Raw genomic sequence first — 18,890 nt, 5'->3', positions numbered from 1 at the left:
GAATACAGTGTGTATAGTATGTGTGTTATATGTGTAGTGTGTCATCTAAGTGGGTTAGGATAGGGTTTCACTTGATGAAATGAAAATCTTAGTATTTTGTGTTTTTAACTTTAGCGCTAATAACTTTGCCGGATGTAGCGTCTACTTTAACTTCAGCATTTTTACCGCCGCCAGTTGTCATATCAAATTCATATACAACTCTGCCGTTTTCACGTTCAACAGTCCAATCCATAGTTTGGAAATCAGAACCAACTTTTTCCATAGCTTTTGTTTCAGCTACTTCAGGAATGATGATGTTTTGAACGTTAATTGTTTTAGAAGCTTTGGAGTAACCTTTTACTTCTTTACCAACGATTTGACCAGATGCTTCGTCTACTTTAAGCTCTACTTCACGGTTGCCATAATAACCTTCTACTTCATAGTAAGGATTATGTTTTGCATCATAGGAAATAGATTTTACAGTAGCGCCAGGGAATTGTTGTTGGAATACTGTAACAGCGCCCATATAGTCAACAGAATAGTTAGCTTGTGCGGATGGAGCAACGCTACCAACACCATTCCAGTTGCTATGGTTGTTGTAACCATGGTTGCTAGCTGCACCAACTACACCTGCTAATAATACTGTACTAACGCCAAATGCACATAGTACTTTGGATACTTTCTTAACATTTTTCATAAGCAATGCCTCCTGATACCAAATTATAATTTTCGTTTAGTTACGATTTTGTGAAAGTAGATTTTACTCAATCTACTTATGTATAATTTAATATTATTGTATGAAAATAAGGTGAAATTAGATGATTTTTGTATGAAGATGAGTATATCTTTTAGTTATTATGAACTATTGATAATAACTATTAGCTATAGTCAAAATTAAAAAGTACTAAAAACATAGTATATATAGTATTAGACTATATAGTAAACTAAAAGTCAACCATTATAGTTGACAATTAAAAATACAAGTGCTTTAATTTAGATAGTTAGTAGTTTGTTTCCGTGTTATCTTGGACTTTTATTCTCCATTGATAGCACAAATTCCTGCTTAGGTCTGTTATGAATGGAGGTATACCATGAGCTCTACTGTATCAAAACAAACTCGCATTACCACCCGTCAGTTAACGATGACAGCACTCTTTGTGGCGCTAATCGCGGTTGGTGCTTTCATACGGGTCCCATTACCGAATTGTCCGTTTACATTGCAAATCTTATTTACTACATTAGCGGGCATTGTTTTAGGTAGTCGTTTAGGTGCCGCTAGTGTTGGCATTTATATTGTACTAGGCCTTGTTGGGGTTCCTATTTTTACATCTGGTGGAGGTCCTAGTTATATTTTGCAACCTACCTTTGGTTATTTAATTGGCTTTATGGTTGGTGCGTATGCAGTAGGACGCATTGCAGAGACAATGGATACACTATCGTTCAAACGTTTGCTAGCCGGATCCATATTAAATCTATTTATTGTATATGGTCTTGGCATGGTGTACCTATACTTTATTATGAATCTGTATTTAGGTAAGCCGATTGGTGTGGAAGCTGTCATTATTACTTGCTTCCTAATCCCAGTTGGCCCAGACATTTTCTTGTGCGCTGTAGCAGCATCTCTTGGCAAGAGAATTATTAAAGAATTACAGCACTAATAGAACGTTTTAATAACTATTATAATTAGAATAACTAGAATAAGTATAATAATTATTATAATTATTATAAGGCATCAATTTGTTGTAGATTCATATAGACATTGAATTATAAAATATAGGTTATTTTATTTAACAGAATCATTCCTATTAAAAACGAGGCGTTAAGCCTCGTTTTTTATGTAATTCTTAAGGGTATACATAGCCTAATATAGGTTCTGCAGATTTGATTTTTGTAATCTCTACATATGGTTGTTTACGACCGTGGAAGTCTCGCGTAGAAACCTTTCCTTCAATCGATACCCATTGTTCATTTTGTAAGCTATCACCATCTGTTTTATAGGCTGTCATGCCAATAGGGGCAACGTCAGCAATACAACAAGCCATAGCCATACGAGAAATAGTAAATTCGTTAGATTTTAATGTATTATCTTCGCGGTTCACATAGCCTGTCATATAAACTGTGTAGTCTTTATATTGATCCGCATTAGATCCAACTTTTACAATGGTTTGATAGAAATTGTCTGAGTTCAAAACGATTTCTTTTTTGTCCTTGGAAATTCCTGGCTCTTTACTTTCACTGTTAACGGTGACAACCTCTCCAATAGCATCGTTTGTAAAGTCAAAATTGTTAGTATCATCGTTTACACGAGCGGCACCATGAACGCCTGTTGATGGTACAAGAACAGGAGGAACGATGAGCAACATAATAGGAATAATAATTGGAACGATAGATTTCCAGTTATGTTTGTAGTATTTTGACGGAGCCCAAATAATCGTCGCTAAACCGCCTAAAATAAGGGCAACGCCACTAATACCTAGTAAAAGTTCATAACGAGGTGCAATATAGTTCAAATAACGACCTGTCACAATGAGGTAAATACAACAGATACCTAAGATGAGATACAATAGACCTTTCACGATAGAAAAGCGATCTTTCAGTCCTAATGTCATGAAATCATCTCCTTTTAATTAATTAAGAACTGAGATAATGATTATAAAAATTTGTAAATTAGCTAAGAAAGAATTTGAATACTAATGCTGCTATATAGGACATAACGGCAATCGTTATACTTAATCGTATGATAAATGAGGTAGGCATATATTGTTTTAATATATATACGTTTTTGATATCTAACATCGGACCTAAGATGAGAAAGCCCATTACGGAACTAATAGGAAATAAGGTGCTCAAGGATTTACCGATGATGGCATCTGATGTAGAGCAGATTGAAAAGAAGAATGCTAACATCAGCAAAATTGGAATGGCTGTAAATTCTGGCAAGGTTAATCCTGCGTTGAGAAGCCAAGGCTTGCCATACACTTGAACTATAGATAGTACAGTTGCCGCCATGGAAAAATAGAATAAGAGTTGAGAAAACTCTCGTTCCATATGGACTAACAATCTTTTTTTATCGATATGTTTAGTTTTAGTTGTTTCTAAAACGATTTCTTCGTAGCTAAGATTCTGTGGTGTTCTTGCTTTCAAAATAGATGTGGCTGGAGGCCAAAATCGGAACGATAGGGCTACTAACAAGGCAACACCTAGTCCTAAAACGATACGCCATACGGAGAGCATGGGATTGTCAGGAAACGCATACCATGTAGAAAGAATGGTGATAGGGTTGATAATCGGGCTAGCGAGCATAAATAAAAGAGCTACTGATAAAGGGATGCCTCGATCTATTAGCGCCTTGAATAAGGGGATGATGGCACAGTCACAAATTGGCAAGGCAAAGCCACTGACCATAGCAGCCCCATAGCTTTTCAAAGAATGGTCACCTAACAGTTTTAGTAATACTCGTTGTGGTACGAAATAGCGAATAATCGTTGAGCCTACCGTGCCTAATAAAAGGAATGGAATGGCCTCGATGATGAGGCCCGTGATTATGGCGAAGCATTGGTGAATGGAATAGGGGATGTCATGGCGAAAAGCTGTGACCAACAGTATATAGGTTGTAATACCAATAACTAATAGATTAGGAATGAGTCCCCATGTGGAATTCCGGCACAGTTGTTCTACTTTTTCTGGTGTAGGAGCTGTTATAATTTTAGCCTCTCCGTTGTAGGTACGTAGTAAAGCGTGATGTGTATTGGATTCTGTGATAATACAATCTGCACTATACAATTGACTCATTACATCATTACCTAAACCAGGGAGTATGGTTGAGACAAATTGATCGGTACAAATATACAATACCTTTTCTACTTGTAATAGGTGGCTTAATATATCGCTATATAGTAAGGCTTCTAGTTGATGAAAGCTTACCATGCCATTCCACTCAATCCATAGCTCTTTTGGCTGTAGTCGTTTTAAATAATCCCCGATTTTACAGGCTATCAATTCGTAAGACTTGATATCGCTAGGAACAATGGCACTGAGTTCATCCGCATTGAGTTGTAAGGGCTCTTTGATGAGAGGTTCACTGCCTTCTTCGGCGCTGATTATTGCGGTACCGCCTAGCTTTTTACGGTATTGTAATTGTTCGTTTATGAACGTGCTTTTACCGGATCCAATAAACCCTGTAACGATATAAACTGGTATCATGATTGACACACTTCGTTATGTACCATTGGTACATTAAAATCTGTGCCGATAACGACTAAACTATAGTCATTAGTTTCACTAGGTGAAAGCGAACAGTAATGAGTGCCGTATTGGAGTTCGTGAGGACCTTCCGTGGTTGGTACAATCCCTTTGGCACGAAGCACTGTATCAGGCATGCCTTCTAAAATGGTTTTCCATTGTGCAAGACTAAGGGTGCGCAAATCCTTAAAGGTATGACTCATAAATAAATGTTCATCGTGTAAGCAGTGATCATCATGACAATGATACAGGCGCTTGATGTAATCACGCAAACCAATGGTATCCCATGCTTCTTCATGAATTGGTGTATGTGGCGCGAGGTCGCGAATCATACGTTTTGTAATGCTTGTCTGTTGAATATCTTCTGTATGGCTCAAAAAAATCGCATCACTATGAGTGATTTGATCCTTGAAGAAAAGACCAAAATTTTTGATAAACATTGGTGCTTGCATAGCATCGACAGTCGTTATTGATGCGTGAATGTAAGCAGATTTTGCAATGTCCTCGTCGTTACAAGTATGGATGATTTCACTGAGCTTGCTAACACCTGATGGCTCGATGTAGATCATATCGATTTTGTAATTTTGCAGAATATCAAGTAGTGCTTGTTGGAAATTTCCTTGTAAGCTACAGCAAATACAGCCAGATGTTACTTCACGGACTGTGGCCCCTGTTTTTGCAAGATTAGCAGCATCGAGGCTAGTTTCACCAAAATCGTTTTCTATAATAAGAATTTTATCTTTCGATGTATGTTCTTTTAGTATATGTTGTAAGAATGTTGTTTTTCCAGAACCTAGAAATCCGGATATGATAACTATTGGAATCATATATACCTCCTGCGTAATGTAAACACAGTATACACCTATAGGATAACACAGAAAATACTCTATGGGGTATATGGAAACTAGCAAGTTTATCAGAGTTTAACAGCCTTCTCTGAAATTTATAGATTATATACTATATATGAGTATACTGGCACATGTAGTTGATATTCATAATTATTTATAAATAAAACGATGCATTCCATGTTGTTCATATATGAAAGAATACTCCTGTATGAATAAATATTTATTTATGTAGTTGAAAAATTTTTATGAAAAAAATCCCTCCTACAAGATAATTCAGTTGGAGAGATGGCTGAATTACTTGTAGGAGGGTTGGAGAGTCACTATTACATGGGTCTCGTAACTTGATGTGTTATTTGCTTATAGTATAACAAATTATACATCAAAAATATAGTAATTATTTATTTTATTGTAATTTTGCTAATAATGCTTTGAGGTACACATATACATTTTCAACAGAAGGTAAATGAACGCGTTCTGATGGTGTATGAGGACTTACGATAGTAGGCCCAAAGCTAATCATTTGTGTATTTGGCAATACGCCTTTTAACAAACCACATTCGAGACCTGCGTGAATAGCATTTACATTAGCTGGTGTATCGAACATTTCGTTATGCAAGGAAATCGCTTGTTCTTCCAATTTTGAGCCTTTGTCGTATTCCCATGCTGGATATCCACCTGTACGCTCTGCAGCTACGCCAAGTGCTTTTGCAAGAAGCATCATTTTTTTCGTTAAGAATTCAAGACTATTGCTATTGGAACTACGAATAGAAATGAGTATTTCAATGGTATGTTGATTTTCACGTACGATAGCAATATTATTAGATGTTTCTACAAGGTTTGGGATAGACTTACTTACAGAATGAACCCCATCTTGTGCAAGATAGATATATGTAATAAGTGCTTCTGTTGTGTCTTCTGCATATACTATTTCAGGAGTAGGAACATCTTCAACTACAAATGTAAGGCCTGGATCCTGTACGCTATATTCGTGTTGGTATTGTTTTTCTTGGTATGCGAGCAATGTTTTAATGGCTGCCACATCTTCAGAGCGTACGGATAGTACAGCTACTGCCTTAGACGGAATTGCATTATGTTTTACGCCACCTTCAAAAGACGCTAAGCTAATAGGATATTGTTGTTGAATATCATAGAGTACACGGGTTAACACTTGGTTTGCATTGGCTCGTTGCTCGTTGATTTCGATGCCAGAGTGCCCCCCTTTAAGGCCGGTTACTGTAATGGATAAGCCCGCATCATAGCCTAGTTGATTGTTATCGCGTAACAATGGAATTTTTACATGTACGTGGCAACCGCCAGCACAACTAACGGTGAAGTCATGTTCTACCTCTGTATCCAGGTTGAGTAAGTAGTCACCAGTTACTTGACCTTCTTTAATGGCAAAGGCACCATCCATACCAGTTTCTTCGTTGGTAGTGAATAATAATTGCATTGGTCCATGTTGTTGGCTTTCATCTTCAAGGAGAGCAAGCATCATAGCAGCGCCCATGCCATTATCGGCACCTAATGTTGTATGGTCTGCGTGCATCCATTCGCCTTCGATGATATTGGCAATTGGATCTTTAGAGAAGTCGTGGTTAGAGTCATGGTCTTTAACACAAACCATATCAATATGACCTTGTAAAATGATGGATGGACGGTTTTCATAACCTGGAGATGCAGCTTTTTTGATAACTACATTAAAGATTTCGTCTTGATGAACTTCAAGACCTAAATTTTTAGCAAAGTTCACGATGTAATCGCTGATGCCTTTTTCATTGCCGGACTCACGAGGGATTTGGCTCATTTCTTTAAAAATTTCTAATACGCGTTTTGCTTGAACGATTGTTTCCATAATGGTACCTTTCATTCTCATGTAAAATAGATATGTATGTATTATTGAAAGCTTTTAAAACAATATAAAATAAAATATTATGGCGTAATGGTCGCTTGTTTTACAGTCTAGACTAGCTTCTTTCATACATACGAACTATATAAATTATTGTTGTATATATATAGTTATATCACAATAAAGATTATTAGGATAGCTTATGCTAGGTGCTAGCTATATAGGAATAATATTGTATAATGAGGGTATACGAATAACGAATAACAATTAACTAAATTTCTATAGATCTTAGAAGGTTGGTGAACTAATGCAACATGAAAGCCGCAATATTAGCATGCTTATGGATTTTTATGAGATGACTATGGCACATGGCTACTTTACAAAATTAAAAAATGTGGATCGCGTCGCATTTGATGTTTTTTTTAGACGTAATCCAGACAAGGGCGGTTTTGCTATTTTTGGTGGTCTCGAACAAATCGTTGAGTACATTTTAAATTTACACTTTGATGAAAGTGATATCTCTTATTTACGGAGTCAGGGTATTTTTAGTGAAGAATTTTTAGCTTATTTAAAAGATTTCTCTTTCACTGGTGATGTATATGCCTTCCCAGAAGGTTCTATCATCTATCCTAATGAACCTGTAATTACAATTGTGGCGCCTCTCATAGATGCACAAATCATAGAAACTGCAGTGCTTACTATGATGAACCATCAATCCCTTATCGCCACAAAAGCTAATCGCATTGTTCGCGCTGCGGATGGGCGTATTGTGGCTGACTTTGGTGCTCGTCGTGCACATAATGTAGACGCTGCTGTATATGGTGCAAGAGCCGCTTACATTGGTGGTGTTCAGTCCACTGCAACCGTTTTAGCAGGGCAACAATTTGGCATTCCTGTCAGCGGGACCATGGCACATAGCTGGGTTATGTACTATGGTTCTGAATACGATGCTTTTAAAGCCTATGCCGAAGTGTATCCAGATAATGCAGTATTCCTAGTTGATACTTATGATGTGTTAAACTCTGGCGTGCCCAATGCTATTAAGGTAGCAAAGGATGTATTAGAGCCAATGGGGAAACGCTTAAAAGGAATTCGCCTAGATTCTGGTGACCTTGCGTATTTGGCGAAAAAAGCGCGGCGCATGCTAGATGATGCAGGCTTAGAAGATTGTAAAATCATGGCATCTAATAGTCTAGATGAGTATACAATCACATCTTTGCTCATACAAGGTGGCCCTATTGATATTTTTGGTGTAGGGGAACGCCTCATTACCTCTAAGAGTGACCCCGTATTTGGTGCGGTATATAAAATTGCTAGCATCGAGAAAGATGGTATGTGGGAACCTCGTATCAAGATTTCTGAAAGTGTAGAAAAAATTACTAATCCAGGTCTTAAAAAGGTATATCGTGTTTATAATGATAAAGGTCGTGCGATTGCAGATCTATTAACATTGTTGAGAGAGGTACCTGATACAGAGGAACCATATCGTTATATCGATCCTGAGCAACCTTGGCGTGAATTATATTTTGAAAATTGTACTTTTAAAGAGATGAAGCAGCTTATTATCAAGGATGGTAAATTAGTTGTGAACTTACCAACCCTAGAGGAAATTCGAGCATATGTGCAAGATCAATTAGCTAATGAAATTTGGCCTGAAGAGCAACGCTTTGAAAATCCACATCGTCACTACCTTGATATGAGTCCTAGCTACTATCAATTGAAGATGGATTTATTGAACCGTATTTATCGGAAAAAGTAGGAGGGCCTATGTTAGAAAATCCACAAGCTACAAAGGATGCCCTCATTCAATGGATTCGAGATTATTTTGGTAAAAATGGTCCTAACTGTAGTGCTGTAGTTGGTATTTCAGGTGGTAAGGACTCGACTATCGTGGCAGCTCTTTGCAAAGAAGCTCTCGGTGCAGATCGCGTAGTTGGTGTTCTTATGCCAAATGGAGTGCAATCGGATATTGATGATGCTCAGACAGTGGTAAATCATTTAGGAATTCCGCACATGACGGTCAATATTGGTGCTGCCTATGAGGCGCTAACTCATGCTATCGTTCAGGCTAAGGGGTATGATGCTGTAACGGGGAGAGCCGATTTATCTAAAGATGCTGCCATTAATACCCCGCCTCGTCTCCGGATGGCAACTCTCTATGCAATAGGACAAAATTTACCAAATGGTGCTCGTGTAGCAAATACTTGTAATGGATCTGAAGACTACGTAGGATACTCTACAAAATACGGAGATAGTGCAGGTGATTTTAGCCCTCTCGCACAACTCGTAGTAGAAGAAGTTCGTCAAATAGGAAAACTTCTTGATATTCCATTGCACCTAGTTGATAAGGTGCCAAGTGATGGTCTCAGCGGTCAGTCCGATGAGGATAAATTAGGATTTACCTATGCTATATTGGATCATTATATTAGAACTGGGAAAATTGAAGATCAAGCAACAAAAGAGCGAATCGATTATCTGAATCGAATTAATAAGCATAAATTAGAGTTGATGCCGTCATTTGACCCAAACCTTTAATTGATAGGGTGAAAATCTTGATTTATAGTGGAGGCAATATGGAGACAAAAATCGCTTTGATTGGTACTGGAGGAACTATTGCTGGAAAAGGTACTTCAAATACGGATTTAACAGGTTATACGGCAGGGGTGTTAGGCCTTGACGAAATTTTAGCCTCTGTACCTGGCACAAAACCGTATGGTCCTTATACATATGCTCAGTTTAGTAATATTGAAAGCTCCGATATTACCGTAAATCACTGGTTAGAACTTTCTAAGTTGGTGCAAAAATTGGTTAACCGAGATGATATCGGTGGTGTTGTCATTACTCATGGCACAGATAGCATGGAGGAGACAGCATATTTTCTGAATCTGACAGTTCATACAGACAAGCCAATTGTTATTACTGGATCTATGAGACCTGCAGGTGCTATTAGTGCAGACGGGCCAATTAATTTATTGCAAGCAATCCAAGTAGCGAGGACGCCATCGTCTGTAGGTAAAGGTGTGGTAGTCGTATTAAATGGCTACATTGATGGGGCAAGGGATGTATCTAAATGCAACACTACTAATGTAGCGACTTTTGATAGTCCATTAGTGGGACATCTTGGTATTGTACAAGATGGTATTGCCCACTATTATAAAGCGTCTACTCGACGCCATACGCAAGACTCTGTATTTGATGTGAGTAAATTATCTGAGTTGCCTCGTGTAGTTATAATGACTTGCTACGGTGGTATGGATGATATGGTGCCTATGAGTGTAGTTGCTACAAATCCTGACGGTTTGATCTTAACAGGGCTTGGTCATGGTACAATTCCACAAAATGTACGTCAGATTACACAGAATGCAAAATTTCCAACGGTACGTGCTTCTCGTACTGGTAGTGGCATGGTATCTGCAGTGCCACAAGATGCACTGGCAAACTATCTCGTATGTGATACTTTAAGTCCACAAAAAGCTCGTATTCTATTGATGCTAGGGCTTACAAAAACTAAAAATCTTAAAAAGTTACAACAATTCTTCCATGAATATTAAAGGCACATAATACTCATGGAACATATGAAACATAATAATTCTTTGAATCTAATAATTAATTTGAAAAATTTGAGAAAATATTTCAAATTTTAATTTGATATTCATTTTCAAAAATTATACTATATGTAACAGTTTTATATGCAATAAACCGCACATTCCGATCGCCTAGGATGTGCGGTTTTTCATTTGTATTATATTTTTCATATATGAGTGGGGTATTGAATGATAATTTTTGGGGTATTATTCTAGATATTTTTGTATATTACAAAATAGGATTATTCAGCGCCGATAGCATTTTCTAGTGCTCTTTGTACGCCTACATAGACGGCCTTGGCTAAGGTGTCTCCAAATAGTGAAAAGGAACCAGCATCTGTTAAGATATCTCCATTTGTATCAATGGTGAGAATGATACCATCTGTAGAGGTACCTGTGGCAGATGTTTTTCGTTCTTTTGTAATTGCATCAGGAATATCTTCATTAATAAACGGATGGAGGCGTACGCTTTCAACATTCCAATCTTGAAGGGCTGCGGTTTTTGCTTCGGTAATTGTCATAACAGCTTTTACCATAGCGCTATCTGTTAAAGCTTTATTTGTAAATACGAGGATATTGATTGTGCCTGGCACTATGAAGTCTCCATCCCGCTCTTCGTAACAATAGCCTGTACCTGCGCGATGTGCCGTTTTTTCATAGCCTGCAGTCACGATAGTTTCCACAATAGTATCATGTTCTTCAACTTTGGCATAGGCGTGTAGATGCATTGTGGCAGACGTGAGAAGTGCTGTACTAAAATGAACAGGAGTATCAATATGTTCAAATTCTTGAGCCAAATAATCGGCTACAGAGCCACCGGGTAAATCTTTTTCTGTTTCGATTTGATATGTTAGCTGTTGGTTGCGTACCGCTAGCGTATGGTGATAGCCACCATTTAATTGTCCGCTCGAAAGAGAATAGTGGATATCGTCAAAGTGTACCGTAACGGAGTGTAACTCTCTAGTTACATAGCCTCCAGTAGCGAGCTCTTGGGGTGCTTCGTATAGATTTTTGAACATGTAAGTCTCCCTAGTTTTATGATTGTTATATATGGAATATAAAGATATAATATCTTTATTATCGTATTGCAAATGCATATGTAAAATTATAGCATATATATTTACCGTTATTATATTGCTATTATGTTGTGATAGATATTTGTGATTGTTTAGATTTATATTATGGATGGTTACTATGGCTAATTTCTTAAGTGCTGTTTCTGAATTTCTTTTTAAAGACGCTAATATATTAATTCAAATAAGGGACTGGTTTTTTGCACAAGCTGGAAATATTTTATTAGCACTAATTTTATTTTGGATAGGGCGATATGCTATTAAATGGGTAAAAGCTTTTGCCGTTCGCATTATGACAAAAGCTTCCTATGACTCAGCAGCGATGAGCTTTATCACTCAAATTATTAATTATGCCTTGCTAGTAGGGTTAGTATTGATTTGCTTAAACCAAATCGGTATTCCTACAACATCCTTTATAGCTGCTTTTGGTGCTTTTGGTTTAGGTATTGGTCTCGCCTTACAGAATAACCTTTCTAACTTAGCATCTGGTTTATTGATTCTTATCTTCAAACCTTTTAGAGCGGGTCACGTTATTCAGGTGGGTGATGTAGTCGGCAGTGTTAAATCAATCCAATTTATGTATACAGTTATTACTACAAAAGATCAAAAGAATGTATACATTCCTAACTCTCTTCTTACATCCCAAGCTGTAACTAATATTGTTTATACTACAGAACGGGTTATCCCATTTACGTTTGACATTGGTTATAATAATGATCATCATGAGGCAATAAAAATCTTAAAAAATATTTTTGCAGCAGATAAACGTGTCCTTAATCCGAAGAATATGGAAATAGGTATTTCTGAATTTGGAGATAATTCTGTACGAATTGCTGCTTATGCTCGTGTTAAGTCGAATGATTTTCTCGATGTTCAATATAGCATCATGTCTGATGTAAAAGATGCCTTTGATAAATATGGTATCGATATTCCATATCCTCAACGTGTAGTATATATTCAAAATGTAGATACATCGACAGGTGAAATTAAAGGGACAAAAAAGAAAGCAACTACTACAAATGTAGCACTAGATGATAGTCTTGAAAGTTAAGATACTGGAAGGTAGAACGAGAGTGATGACACTTTTAACGACGAATATTCATATGTTTTATAAGAAATTGGTATTGGCCATAACTTTTATAGGAATCATATTTATAGGTGCTAGTGTTGCTCAAGCTGCATACATTACACCTCCTTCTACTGTTGGTGAGGCCGTAGTCCTAATTGATGCAGATACAAAAGAAATTTTATTTGCAAAGAACCCAGATAAGTGGATGCATCCAGCTAGTACTACAAAAATGGTCACCTTGTTAACTGCCTTAGAATTAAAGGGCACACAGCTTGATGAATTAGCTACTATAAGTAGCTATGCAACGAGCATGGAAGAATCAAACCTTGGGGTTCGCGTAGGCGATCAGATTACATTGGAAGGTGTTCTTGAAGGTATGATGGTTGCTAGTGGTAATGATGCGGCCATTGTAGTAGCCGAAAATGTAAGTGGTTCTGTGGATAAATTTGCTAAAGATATGACTCGCATTGCTGCAAAAGCGGGGGCAAAGAATAGTGTGTTCTTGAATCCTCATGGATTAACACAAAAGGGTCACCATTCTACGGCTCGTGATTTAGCGATGATTGCCGCGTACGGTATGAAATACCAAATGTTCCGTGACAAGGTTGCCAATGATTACTACAAGGTGCCGTACCAAAACCGCGCACCAGAAACAATTCGTACTACAAACCACTTCATTCGCAACAAATATCCTGGTGCAAATGGCTTGAAAACAGGTTTTACAAATGCAGCAGGAGAATGTTTGATTGCGTCTGCCACACGTAAGGGTCATACTATGATTGTAGTCATGTTAAACGATGATAACCGTTGGGATGAAGCGGTGCAATTCCTTGATTATGGCTTTAAACTCCGTGGGGTAATTTAAGGACCTATTGTGCAATGGGGGATATATGAGTTCATTTTTTGCATTTTTAAAACGCATGCGCTTTATCAATCGATGGAGCCTCATGCGAAATACGGAAATAGAAAATATTCAAGAACATAGCCTTGAAGTGGCCATGGTAGCCCACAATTTGGGAGCTATAAAAAATGAATACTTCGGTGGAAATGTAGATATTAATAAGGTAGCTGTCATAGCCATGTATCATGAGGTGAGTGAAATCTTTACAGGAGATATGCCGACACCAATCAAGTATTTTGATCCAAAGTTGCGTGAACTGTATGGTGAGGTTGAAACTTTGGCGCAAGAAAAAATGCTATCAACCTTGCCAGACCGGTTACAATCTGTTTATAAGCCTATACTTGTTGATGCAGAGGCTAGTCCAGAATGGCCTATTGTTAAGGCTGCCGATACAATTTCAGCCTATATGAAATGCGTCAAAGAGCTCAAGGCAGGAAATGATGAGTTTAAAGAGGCACATGACTCTATCTTAGCTAAGTTGAAAACTCTAAATATGCCTGAGGTAGATATGTTTATTGAATTATATATCCCTGCTCTTGGTAAGAGCTTGGATGAGTTGAACTATTACGAAATTAAATAACTATTAAAAGAGACGACTTCTTGAACTGTACCCCAAAATTTGCACACAATTTTGAAGGTATAGTTCATTTGGGCCGTCTCTTTTTGATTTTAAAGATTTGTAGATTATGTTGCTAATGCTTTATCAAATTTTGTTAGTTTGTTTAATAATAATTATTATAAGCGTATTTGTTAATTATTATGCTTTATTGAATATTATAGTTTATTTTTTCTATCTATAATCTCTTGATTTCTCATTAGTATTTTTTTACCTCGCCACGAGAAGGCTCGATGACCGTATTTTGCTTTGAATTCTTTGTTCGTTAGTGTTTCTAGTTCGTTTATATTGATATACGGTTCTATCTGTTGGAATTCTGGGATGGGCGTAGTTGGAATATCTTTGTTATGAGGACACACCTCTTGGCACACATCACAACCAAATACGAGTGGTGTTTTAGCGAGAATCTGTTCCTCTTCATCGGTAAGTTCTCCTTTTTTCTGAGTTAAGTAGCTTTTACAAGTCGCGAATTTAAATTCGTCATGGCCCAAACATTGGCCTAAGCATGCTGTAATACAACGATTGCATCCTATACAGGACTGCTCAAGAGGGGCATTTGGTTTGAGTTCTAGTGTTGTTAAAATCGTACCAATAACGACATAAGAACCCCATTTAGGGCTGATAAAACAGTTGTTCTTTCCGTAAAAGCCAAGGCCTGCTAAGTAGGCCATATACCGATCTGCTAAAGGAGAGGTGTCGCAATGAATGGAGAACTGAGCCGAGTCATCAATTATTTGTAATCTTTCAATAAGACGTTCTAAATATTCATTAATGACCAGGTGATAATCTGTTGACCATGTATAGCGCGATAGATTGGCATGGCCTTTGTGTTGTACATGGTACGGGAATAGACAAACGATGGCACTTTTTGGTATAAACTGAGTCGTTCCTAGTAGTCTTGCCTCCACATCTGCCGTAGTGAAGGGGCAGGGGTTGCTTTCAAATAAAATAGTTTTGGCCTGTTCAGGTAGTGGCCATGAGGCAATTCCAAATTCATAAATATGTAATTCTTTGCAAATTTCCTGTAAATTTATATCTTTCATCGTAGATTTAGTGGTAAATAATTGGTAAAATAAAAGTATAAGAAATGCACGAGATTCTATAGTTTTTTGTTAAGTTTGTAGTTTGGTGAGAACTGTATTTTTATAGTTAGCACCGTAATTCTGTTAGTATTAGTATACCATTGAGAGGACAGATTATGTTAGCATTTATGAAAGTATTACAACCGAAGACGGTGGAAGAGGCTTATGAATTAGCCACAAAGAACAAAACTGCTCCTATGCTAGCAGGCGGCTGTTGGCTGCGTCTAGGACGACGAACTTGGCCATCAGTGATTGATATGGCGAGTCTTGATTTGCGTTATGTTCGTGAAGAAGATAAGGAGTTTGTAATTGGCGCTATGGCGACACAAGGAGATGTGGAACGCTTTGAGCCTTTACAACAATTCTGCGGCGGTGCCGTAGTTAAAGGCGTTAAGGAGATTCTTGGCGTTCAATTTAGAAATACTGCTACCATGGGCGGTTCTGTAGCAAGTAAGTTTGGCTTCTCTGATATCATCCCTGCGCTATTGGCAGTGCATGCAGACATCGTTACCTTCAAAGGCGGTCGTATGTCCATGCAAGATTATATGACTTATAGAGAACGTGATATTCTCGTGGAAATTCGCATCCCTAAAGTAGATGTAGCTGTAGCTGTTGAAGCCCTTCGCATTTCTCGTGGTGATTTCCCGTTATTGACAGGTGCTCTTCGTCATGATGAAAAAGGCGTTGAATTGTATATCGGTACAAGACCTGGTGTACCTCAATTAGCTGTTAAAGCAAGTGCCTTGCTTTCAGAAAAAGGATTATCTGCCGCAAAAGAAGCAGGTCAATTGGCATCTGAAGAACTAGTGTATCAATCTAACTCTCATGCGTCCAAAGAATATCGCATGGAAATGGTAAAAGCAATGGTTCAACGCTTAGCTAAGGAGGTGGCACAATAATGGAACTCGTACTTAATATTAATAACAAAAATGTAACTGTTAATGTGCCAACTGATGAGATGTTGCTAGACACATTGCGTAATCTTGGCTATTACAGTGTCCGCTGTGGCTGTGATACTACAAACTGTGGCCTTTGCACTGTATGGGTGGATGACGAAATTATTTTGTCCTGTGCATACCCTACATTTCGTGCGCCAGGACATAAAATTACTACATTAGAAGGCTTACAAGAGGAAGCTGAATTATTAGCGGCTTGTATCGCAAGTGAAGGCGCAGATCAGTGTGGCTTTTGTACAACTGGCATGATGATGAGTGCTATTAATTTGAAACGCAAAAATCCAAAGGCTAGCGATGATGAGATTCGCGAATACCTCATAGGTAACTTATGTCGCTGTACTGGTTATGAATCACAACTTCGAGGAGTTCGTAAATTCTTAGAAGGAGGCCTATAATGATGAACAAGCATATTGGTAAATCTTATGACAAAGTTGACTCAAAAGGTATTTTGTCTGGTAAGCCGTCTTATACTGGCGATTTTGTTCCCAAAGATGCGCTCGTTATTAAGGCTCTTCGTAGCCCTCATGCTCAGGCGCGCATCAAATCTATTGATACATCTAAAGCCAAATTGATTCCTGGCGTAGAAGCTATTTTTACTTATGAAGATGTGCCTAATACGCGATTCACATTAGCAGGTCAAACATATCCAGAGCCATCCGCTTATGATGCACTCATCTTGGACCCTGTAGTTCGTTATGTTGGAGACGAAGTAGCTCTTATCGTAGCAAAAGATGAGGCTACAGCGCTTAAAGCAATGCCGCTTATCAAGATTGAATACGAAGTACAGAAACCTGTACTTGATATGCACACTGCTATCGACCATGAAACTATAGTACATCCTGAAGATGATATTCACAATAATATCCCTGTAGGACAAGATTACAAACGCAATATTTGCGTATCCTATCACAAACGGGTAGGAGATGTGGAAGCAGAACTTGCTAAATGTGATTACGTGGCAGAAGGCACATACTTTGACCAGGCCACACGCCAAACAGCGATGGAACCATTCCAAAGCTTTGGATATATAGATGCGCTAGGTCGTGTAGTTATCGTATCCTCGACGCAAATCGTATTCCATGTACGCCGTCACATCGCTCGTGCACTCGGTATTCCGGCCACAAAAGTCCGTGTTATTAAGCCTCGTATCGGCGGCGGTTTCGGCTCTAAACAAACGGCTTGTACAGAAATTATGACGGCCTTTGTAGCGTGGACATTGAAAAAACCTTGTTATCTCTTATACGATCGTACAGAAGCACAAACGTGCTCTACTACACGTCATGCTCGTGAATGGAAAATCCGCGTAGGTGCTACAAAAGATGGCATTATTAAAGTTATTGATATGGACTCCATCACAGCCGCTGGTGCACATGCAACTCATTGCTTCACTACTACAACGGCTGGCGAACATAAATCTGTACCTTTGTACAACAAAGCGACTGCTGTTCATTATGGTACAGAAGGTGTGTATACTAATCAAACTCCGGGTGGTGCTTTCCGTGGATATGGTGCAACAGAAGCATTGTGGCCATTAGAATGTGCAGTAAACCAGTTAGCTGATAAGATGGGGATTGATCCAGCTGAATTACGTCAGAAGAACTTAATAGCGGAAGGTGAACAAAGCTTAGTATATGCTCCAGATGAATATCTTGATTCTGGTCTTTTCCAAGATACTGTAAATCGCGTAAAAGAAATGGCTCGTTGGGATGAACGCCCTCATTCTTGGGATATCGATGAGCGCTACCGCGGTGGACTTGGCATGGCTTTAGCATTACAAGGCTCTGGTGTCGCAAATATCGATGTGGCATCCGTTGAAATTCGCCTTGGTGACGATGGTAATTATACATTGTATACTGGGTCTTCTGATATGGGCATGGGGTCTAATACCGTATTGACTCAAATGGCCTGTGAAGTAATCGGCTGTCCTATGGAATATATGACTGTTATTGAATCAGATACAGATATCGTACCATTCGATCCAGGGTCTTACGCATCTAGTACAACCTATGTAACAGGTACTGCTGCTAAGATGGCGGCAGAAGAATTGCGCACTAAGATTATTGCTAAATTCGCTCAATTCTTTGAAACTGACGTTGAAAACGTTGACTTTGACGGCGTTGTAGCTACCACAAAAGATGGTGCTAAAACAATGGATATCCATCAATTGGCACCAAAATTATTAGTTGGTGTTAATGCGGAGCAATTGTCTGGTTTTGCTACATGGGGCAGTCATACGTCCCCACCTCCATTTATGGCATCTATTGCTGAGGTGAAGGTAGATAAACAAACAGGTAAGGTTATTCCTCTTCATTTCTACTCTTGTGTTGATTGTGGTACTGTTATCAATCCTAAATTGGCTCGTGTTCAAGTTGAGGGTGGTGTGGTACAAGCTATCGGCATGGCTTTATATGAAGATGTACGCTATTCAAGCAATGGTCGCTTGGAAACAAACAATCTTATGACTTATAAAATCCCAACCCGTCAGGATATTGGTGAATTACATACAGACTTTGTAGAATCTTACGAGCCTACAGGTGGTTTCGGAGCAAAATCTATTGGTGAGGTTGTCATCAATACGGGGTGCCCTGCTATTCAACATGCCATTAAAAATGCAGTTGGTGCGGATATTCGTACATTACCTATGACACCTGAGAAGGTATTTATGGCTATGGACGAGAAATATAAAGTATAGAG

17 protein-coding genes are annotated in these 18,890 nt (G+C 38.4%); 10 read left to right on the top strand and 7 right to left on the bottom strand.

Annotated features, from left to right (window positions below; all coding sequences use genetic code 11):
* Positions 1-88: 88 nt before the first annotated feature.
* Positions 89-676, bottom strand: coding sequence for a PepSY domain-containing protein (locus tag HMPREF0874_RS08035; RefSeq protein ID WP_008602968.1), 588 nt, complete (start codon positions 674-676; stop codon positions 89-91).
* A gap of 394 nt (positions 677-1,070) precedes the next feature.
* On the opposite strand from HMPREF0874_RS08035, the gene HMPREF0874_RS08030 reads away from it, so the two are divergent.
* On the top strand, positions 1,071-1,637 hold the full coding sequence (locus tag HMPREF0874_RS08030; protein ID WP_008602966.1) for a biotin transporter BioY: 567 nt from the start codon (positions 1,071-1,073) through the stop codon (positions 1,635-1,637).
* A 186-nt stretch (positions 1,638-1,823) separates the two neighbouring features.
* On the opposite strand, the gene HMPREF0874_RS08025 is transcribed toward HMPREF0874_RS08030, so the two are convergent.
* From HMPREF0874_RS08025 to HMPREF0874_RS08010, 4 genes are all read right to left on the bottom strand, one after another.
* Entirely contained in the window at positions 1,824-2,588 is a 765-nt protein-coding gene (locus HMPREF0874_RS08025; RefSeq protein WP_008602964.1) for a TIGR03943 family protein, read from the bottom strand.
* 58 nt (positions 2,589-2,646) lie between these two features.
* Entirely contained in the window at positions 2,647-4,182 is a 1,536-nt protein-coding gene (locus HMPREF0874_RS08020) for a permease (RefSeq protein WP_021147704.1), read from the bottom strand.
* Entirely contained in the window at positions 4,179-5,048 is an 870-nt protein-coding gene (locus HMPREF0874_RS08015; protein ID WP_008602960.1) for a GTP-binding protein, read from the bottom strand. Before HMPREF0874_RS08015 ends, HMPREF0874_RS08020 begins: the two co-directional genes overlap by 4 nt.
* A gap of 424 nt (positions 5,049-5,472) precedes the next feature.
* Positions 5,473-6,921, bottom strand: a complete 1,449-nt coding sequence (locus tag HMPREF0874_RS08010; protein WP_008602959.1) for an aminoacyl-histidine dipeptidase — start codon at positions 6,919-6,921, stop codon at positions 5,473-5,475.
* A gap of 301 nt (positions 6,922-7,222) precedes the next feature.
* Between HMPREF0874_RS08010 and HMPREF0874_RS08005 the strand changes: the two genes are divergently transcribed.
* Genes HMPREF0874_RS08005 through HMPREF0874_RS07995 form a run of 3 tightly spaced genes read left to right on the top strand, consistent with a single transcriptional unit; the run spans position 7,223 to position 10,466 of the window.
* A complete protein-coding gene (locus HMPREF0874_RS08005) occupies positions 7,223-8,674 on the top strand; it encodes a nicotinate phosphoribosyltransferase (RefSeq protein ID WP_008602957.1) in 1,452 nt (483 codons plus the stop codon).
* Positions 8,675-8,682: 8 nt separating this feature from the next.
* Positions 8,683-9,450, top strand: a complete 768-nt coding sequence (nadE, locus tag HMPREF0874_RS08000; RefSeq protein WP_008602956.1) for an NAD(+) synthase — start codon at positions 8,683-8,685, stop codon at positions 9,448-9,450.
* A gap of 38 nt (positions 9,451-9,488) precedes the next feature.
* Positions 9,489-10,466 carry an asparaginase gene (locus tag HMPREF0874_RS07995; protein ID WP_039965375.1) on the top strand — a complete coding sequence of 326 codons (978 nt, stop codon included), beginning with the start codon at positions 9,489-9,491 and terminating at the stop codon, positions 10,464-10,466.
* 275 nt (positions 10,467-10,741) lie between these two features.
* On the opposite strand, the gene HMPREF0874_RS07990 is transcribed toward HMPREF0874_RS07995, so the two are convergent.
* Positions 10,742-11,518, bottom strand: coding sequence for an adenosylcobinamide amidohydrolase (locus tag HMPREF0874_RS07990; protein WP_004697710.1), 777 nt, complete (start codon positions 11,516-11,518; stop codon positions 10,742-10,744).
* Positions 11,519-11,693: 175 nt separating this feature from the next.
* On the opposite strand from HMPREF0874_RS07990, the gene HMPREF0874_RS07985 reads away from it, so the two are divergent.
* The 3 genes from HMPREF0874_RS07985 to yfbR are packed head-to-tail and all read left to right on the top strand — an operon-like array spanning position 11,694 to position 14,122.
* A complete protein-coding gene (locus HMPREF0874_RS07985; protein WP_008602951.1) occupies positions 11,694-12,623 on the top strand; it encodes a mechanosensitive ion channel family protein in 930 nt (309 codons plus the stop codon).
* A gap of 25 nt (positions 12,624-12,648) precedes the next feature.
* Positions 12,649-13,506, top strand: coding sequence for a D-alanyl-D-alanine carboxypeptidase family protein (locus tag HMPREF0874_RS07980; protein WP_050760780.1), 858 nt, complete (start codon positions 12,649-12,651; stop codon positions 13,504-13,506).
* Between the two features lie 25 nt (positions 13,507-13,531).
* Positions 13,532-14,122 carry a 5'-deoxynucleotidase gene (gene yfbR, locus HMPREF0874_RS07975; RefSeq protein WP_039965374.1) on the top strand — a complete coding sequence of 197 codons (591 nt, stop codon included), beginning with the start codon at positions 13,532-13,534 and terminating at the stop codon, positions 14,120-14,122.
* A 194-nt stretch (positions 14,123-14,316) separates the two neighbouring features.
* On the opposite strand, the gene HMPREF0874_RS07970 is transcribed toward yfbR, so the two are convergent.
* On the bottom strand, positions 14,317-15,201 hold the full coding sequence (locus HMPREF0874_RS07970) for an epoxyqueuosine reductase (RefSeq protein WP_008602944.1): 885 nt from the start codon (positions 15,199-15,201) through the stop codon (positions 14,317-14,319).
* A gap of 155 nt (positions 15,202-15,356) precedes the next feature.
* Here HMPREF0874_RS07970 and HMPREF0874_RS07965 point away from each other — a divergent pair, with 155 nt between their 5' ends.
* Genes HMPREF0874_RS07965 through HMPREF0874_RS07955 form a run of 3 tightly spaced genes read left to right on the top strand, consistent with a single transcriptional unit; the run spans position 15,357 to position 18,888 of the window.
* The gene (locus tag HMPREF0874_RS07965) at positions 15,357-16,139 is read left to right on the top strand and encodes a xanthine dehydrogenase family protein subunit M (protein WP_008602942.1); all 783 of its coding nucleotides are present in this window, start codon (positions 15,357-15,359) and stop codon (positions 16,137-16,139) included.
* Positions 16,139-16,591 (top strand): (2Fe-2S)-binding protein, encoded by a 453-nt coding sequence (locus tag HMPREF0874_RS07960; RefSeq protein ID WP_004693892.1) that lies wholly within the window; start codon positions 16,139-16,141, stop codon positions 16,589-16,591. The genes HMPREF0874_RS07965 and HMPREF0874_RS07960 overlap by 1 nt, the downstream gene beginning before the upstream one ends.
* A complete protein-coding gene (locus HMPREF0874_RS07955; RefSeq protein WP_008602938.1) occupies positions 16,591-18,888 on the top strand; it encodes a xanthine dehydrogenase family protein molybdopterin-binding subunit in 2,298 nt (765 codons plus the stop codon). Before HMPREF0874_RS07960 ends, HMPREF0874_RS07955 begins: the two co-directional genes overlap by 1 nt.
* Positions 18,889-18,890 lie beyond the last annotated feature (2 nt).

It is taken from the genome of Veillonella sp. 6_1_27 (assembly GCF_000163735.1).
GTDB classification, from domain to species: Bacteria; Bacillota; Negativicutes; order Veillonellales; family Veillonellaceae; genus Veillonella; species Veillonella parvula_A.
The sequence above is the reverse complement of the archived record's forward strand: the minus strand, read 5'-3'. Positions and strand labels throughout refer to the sequence as shown.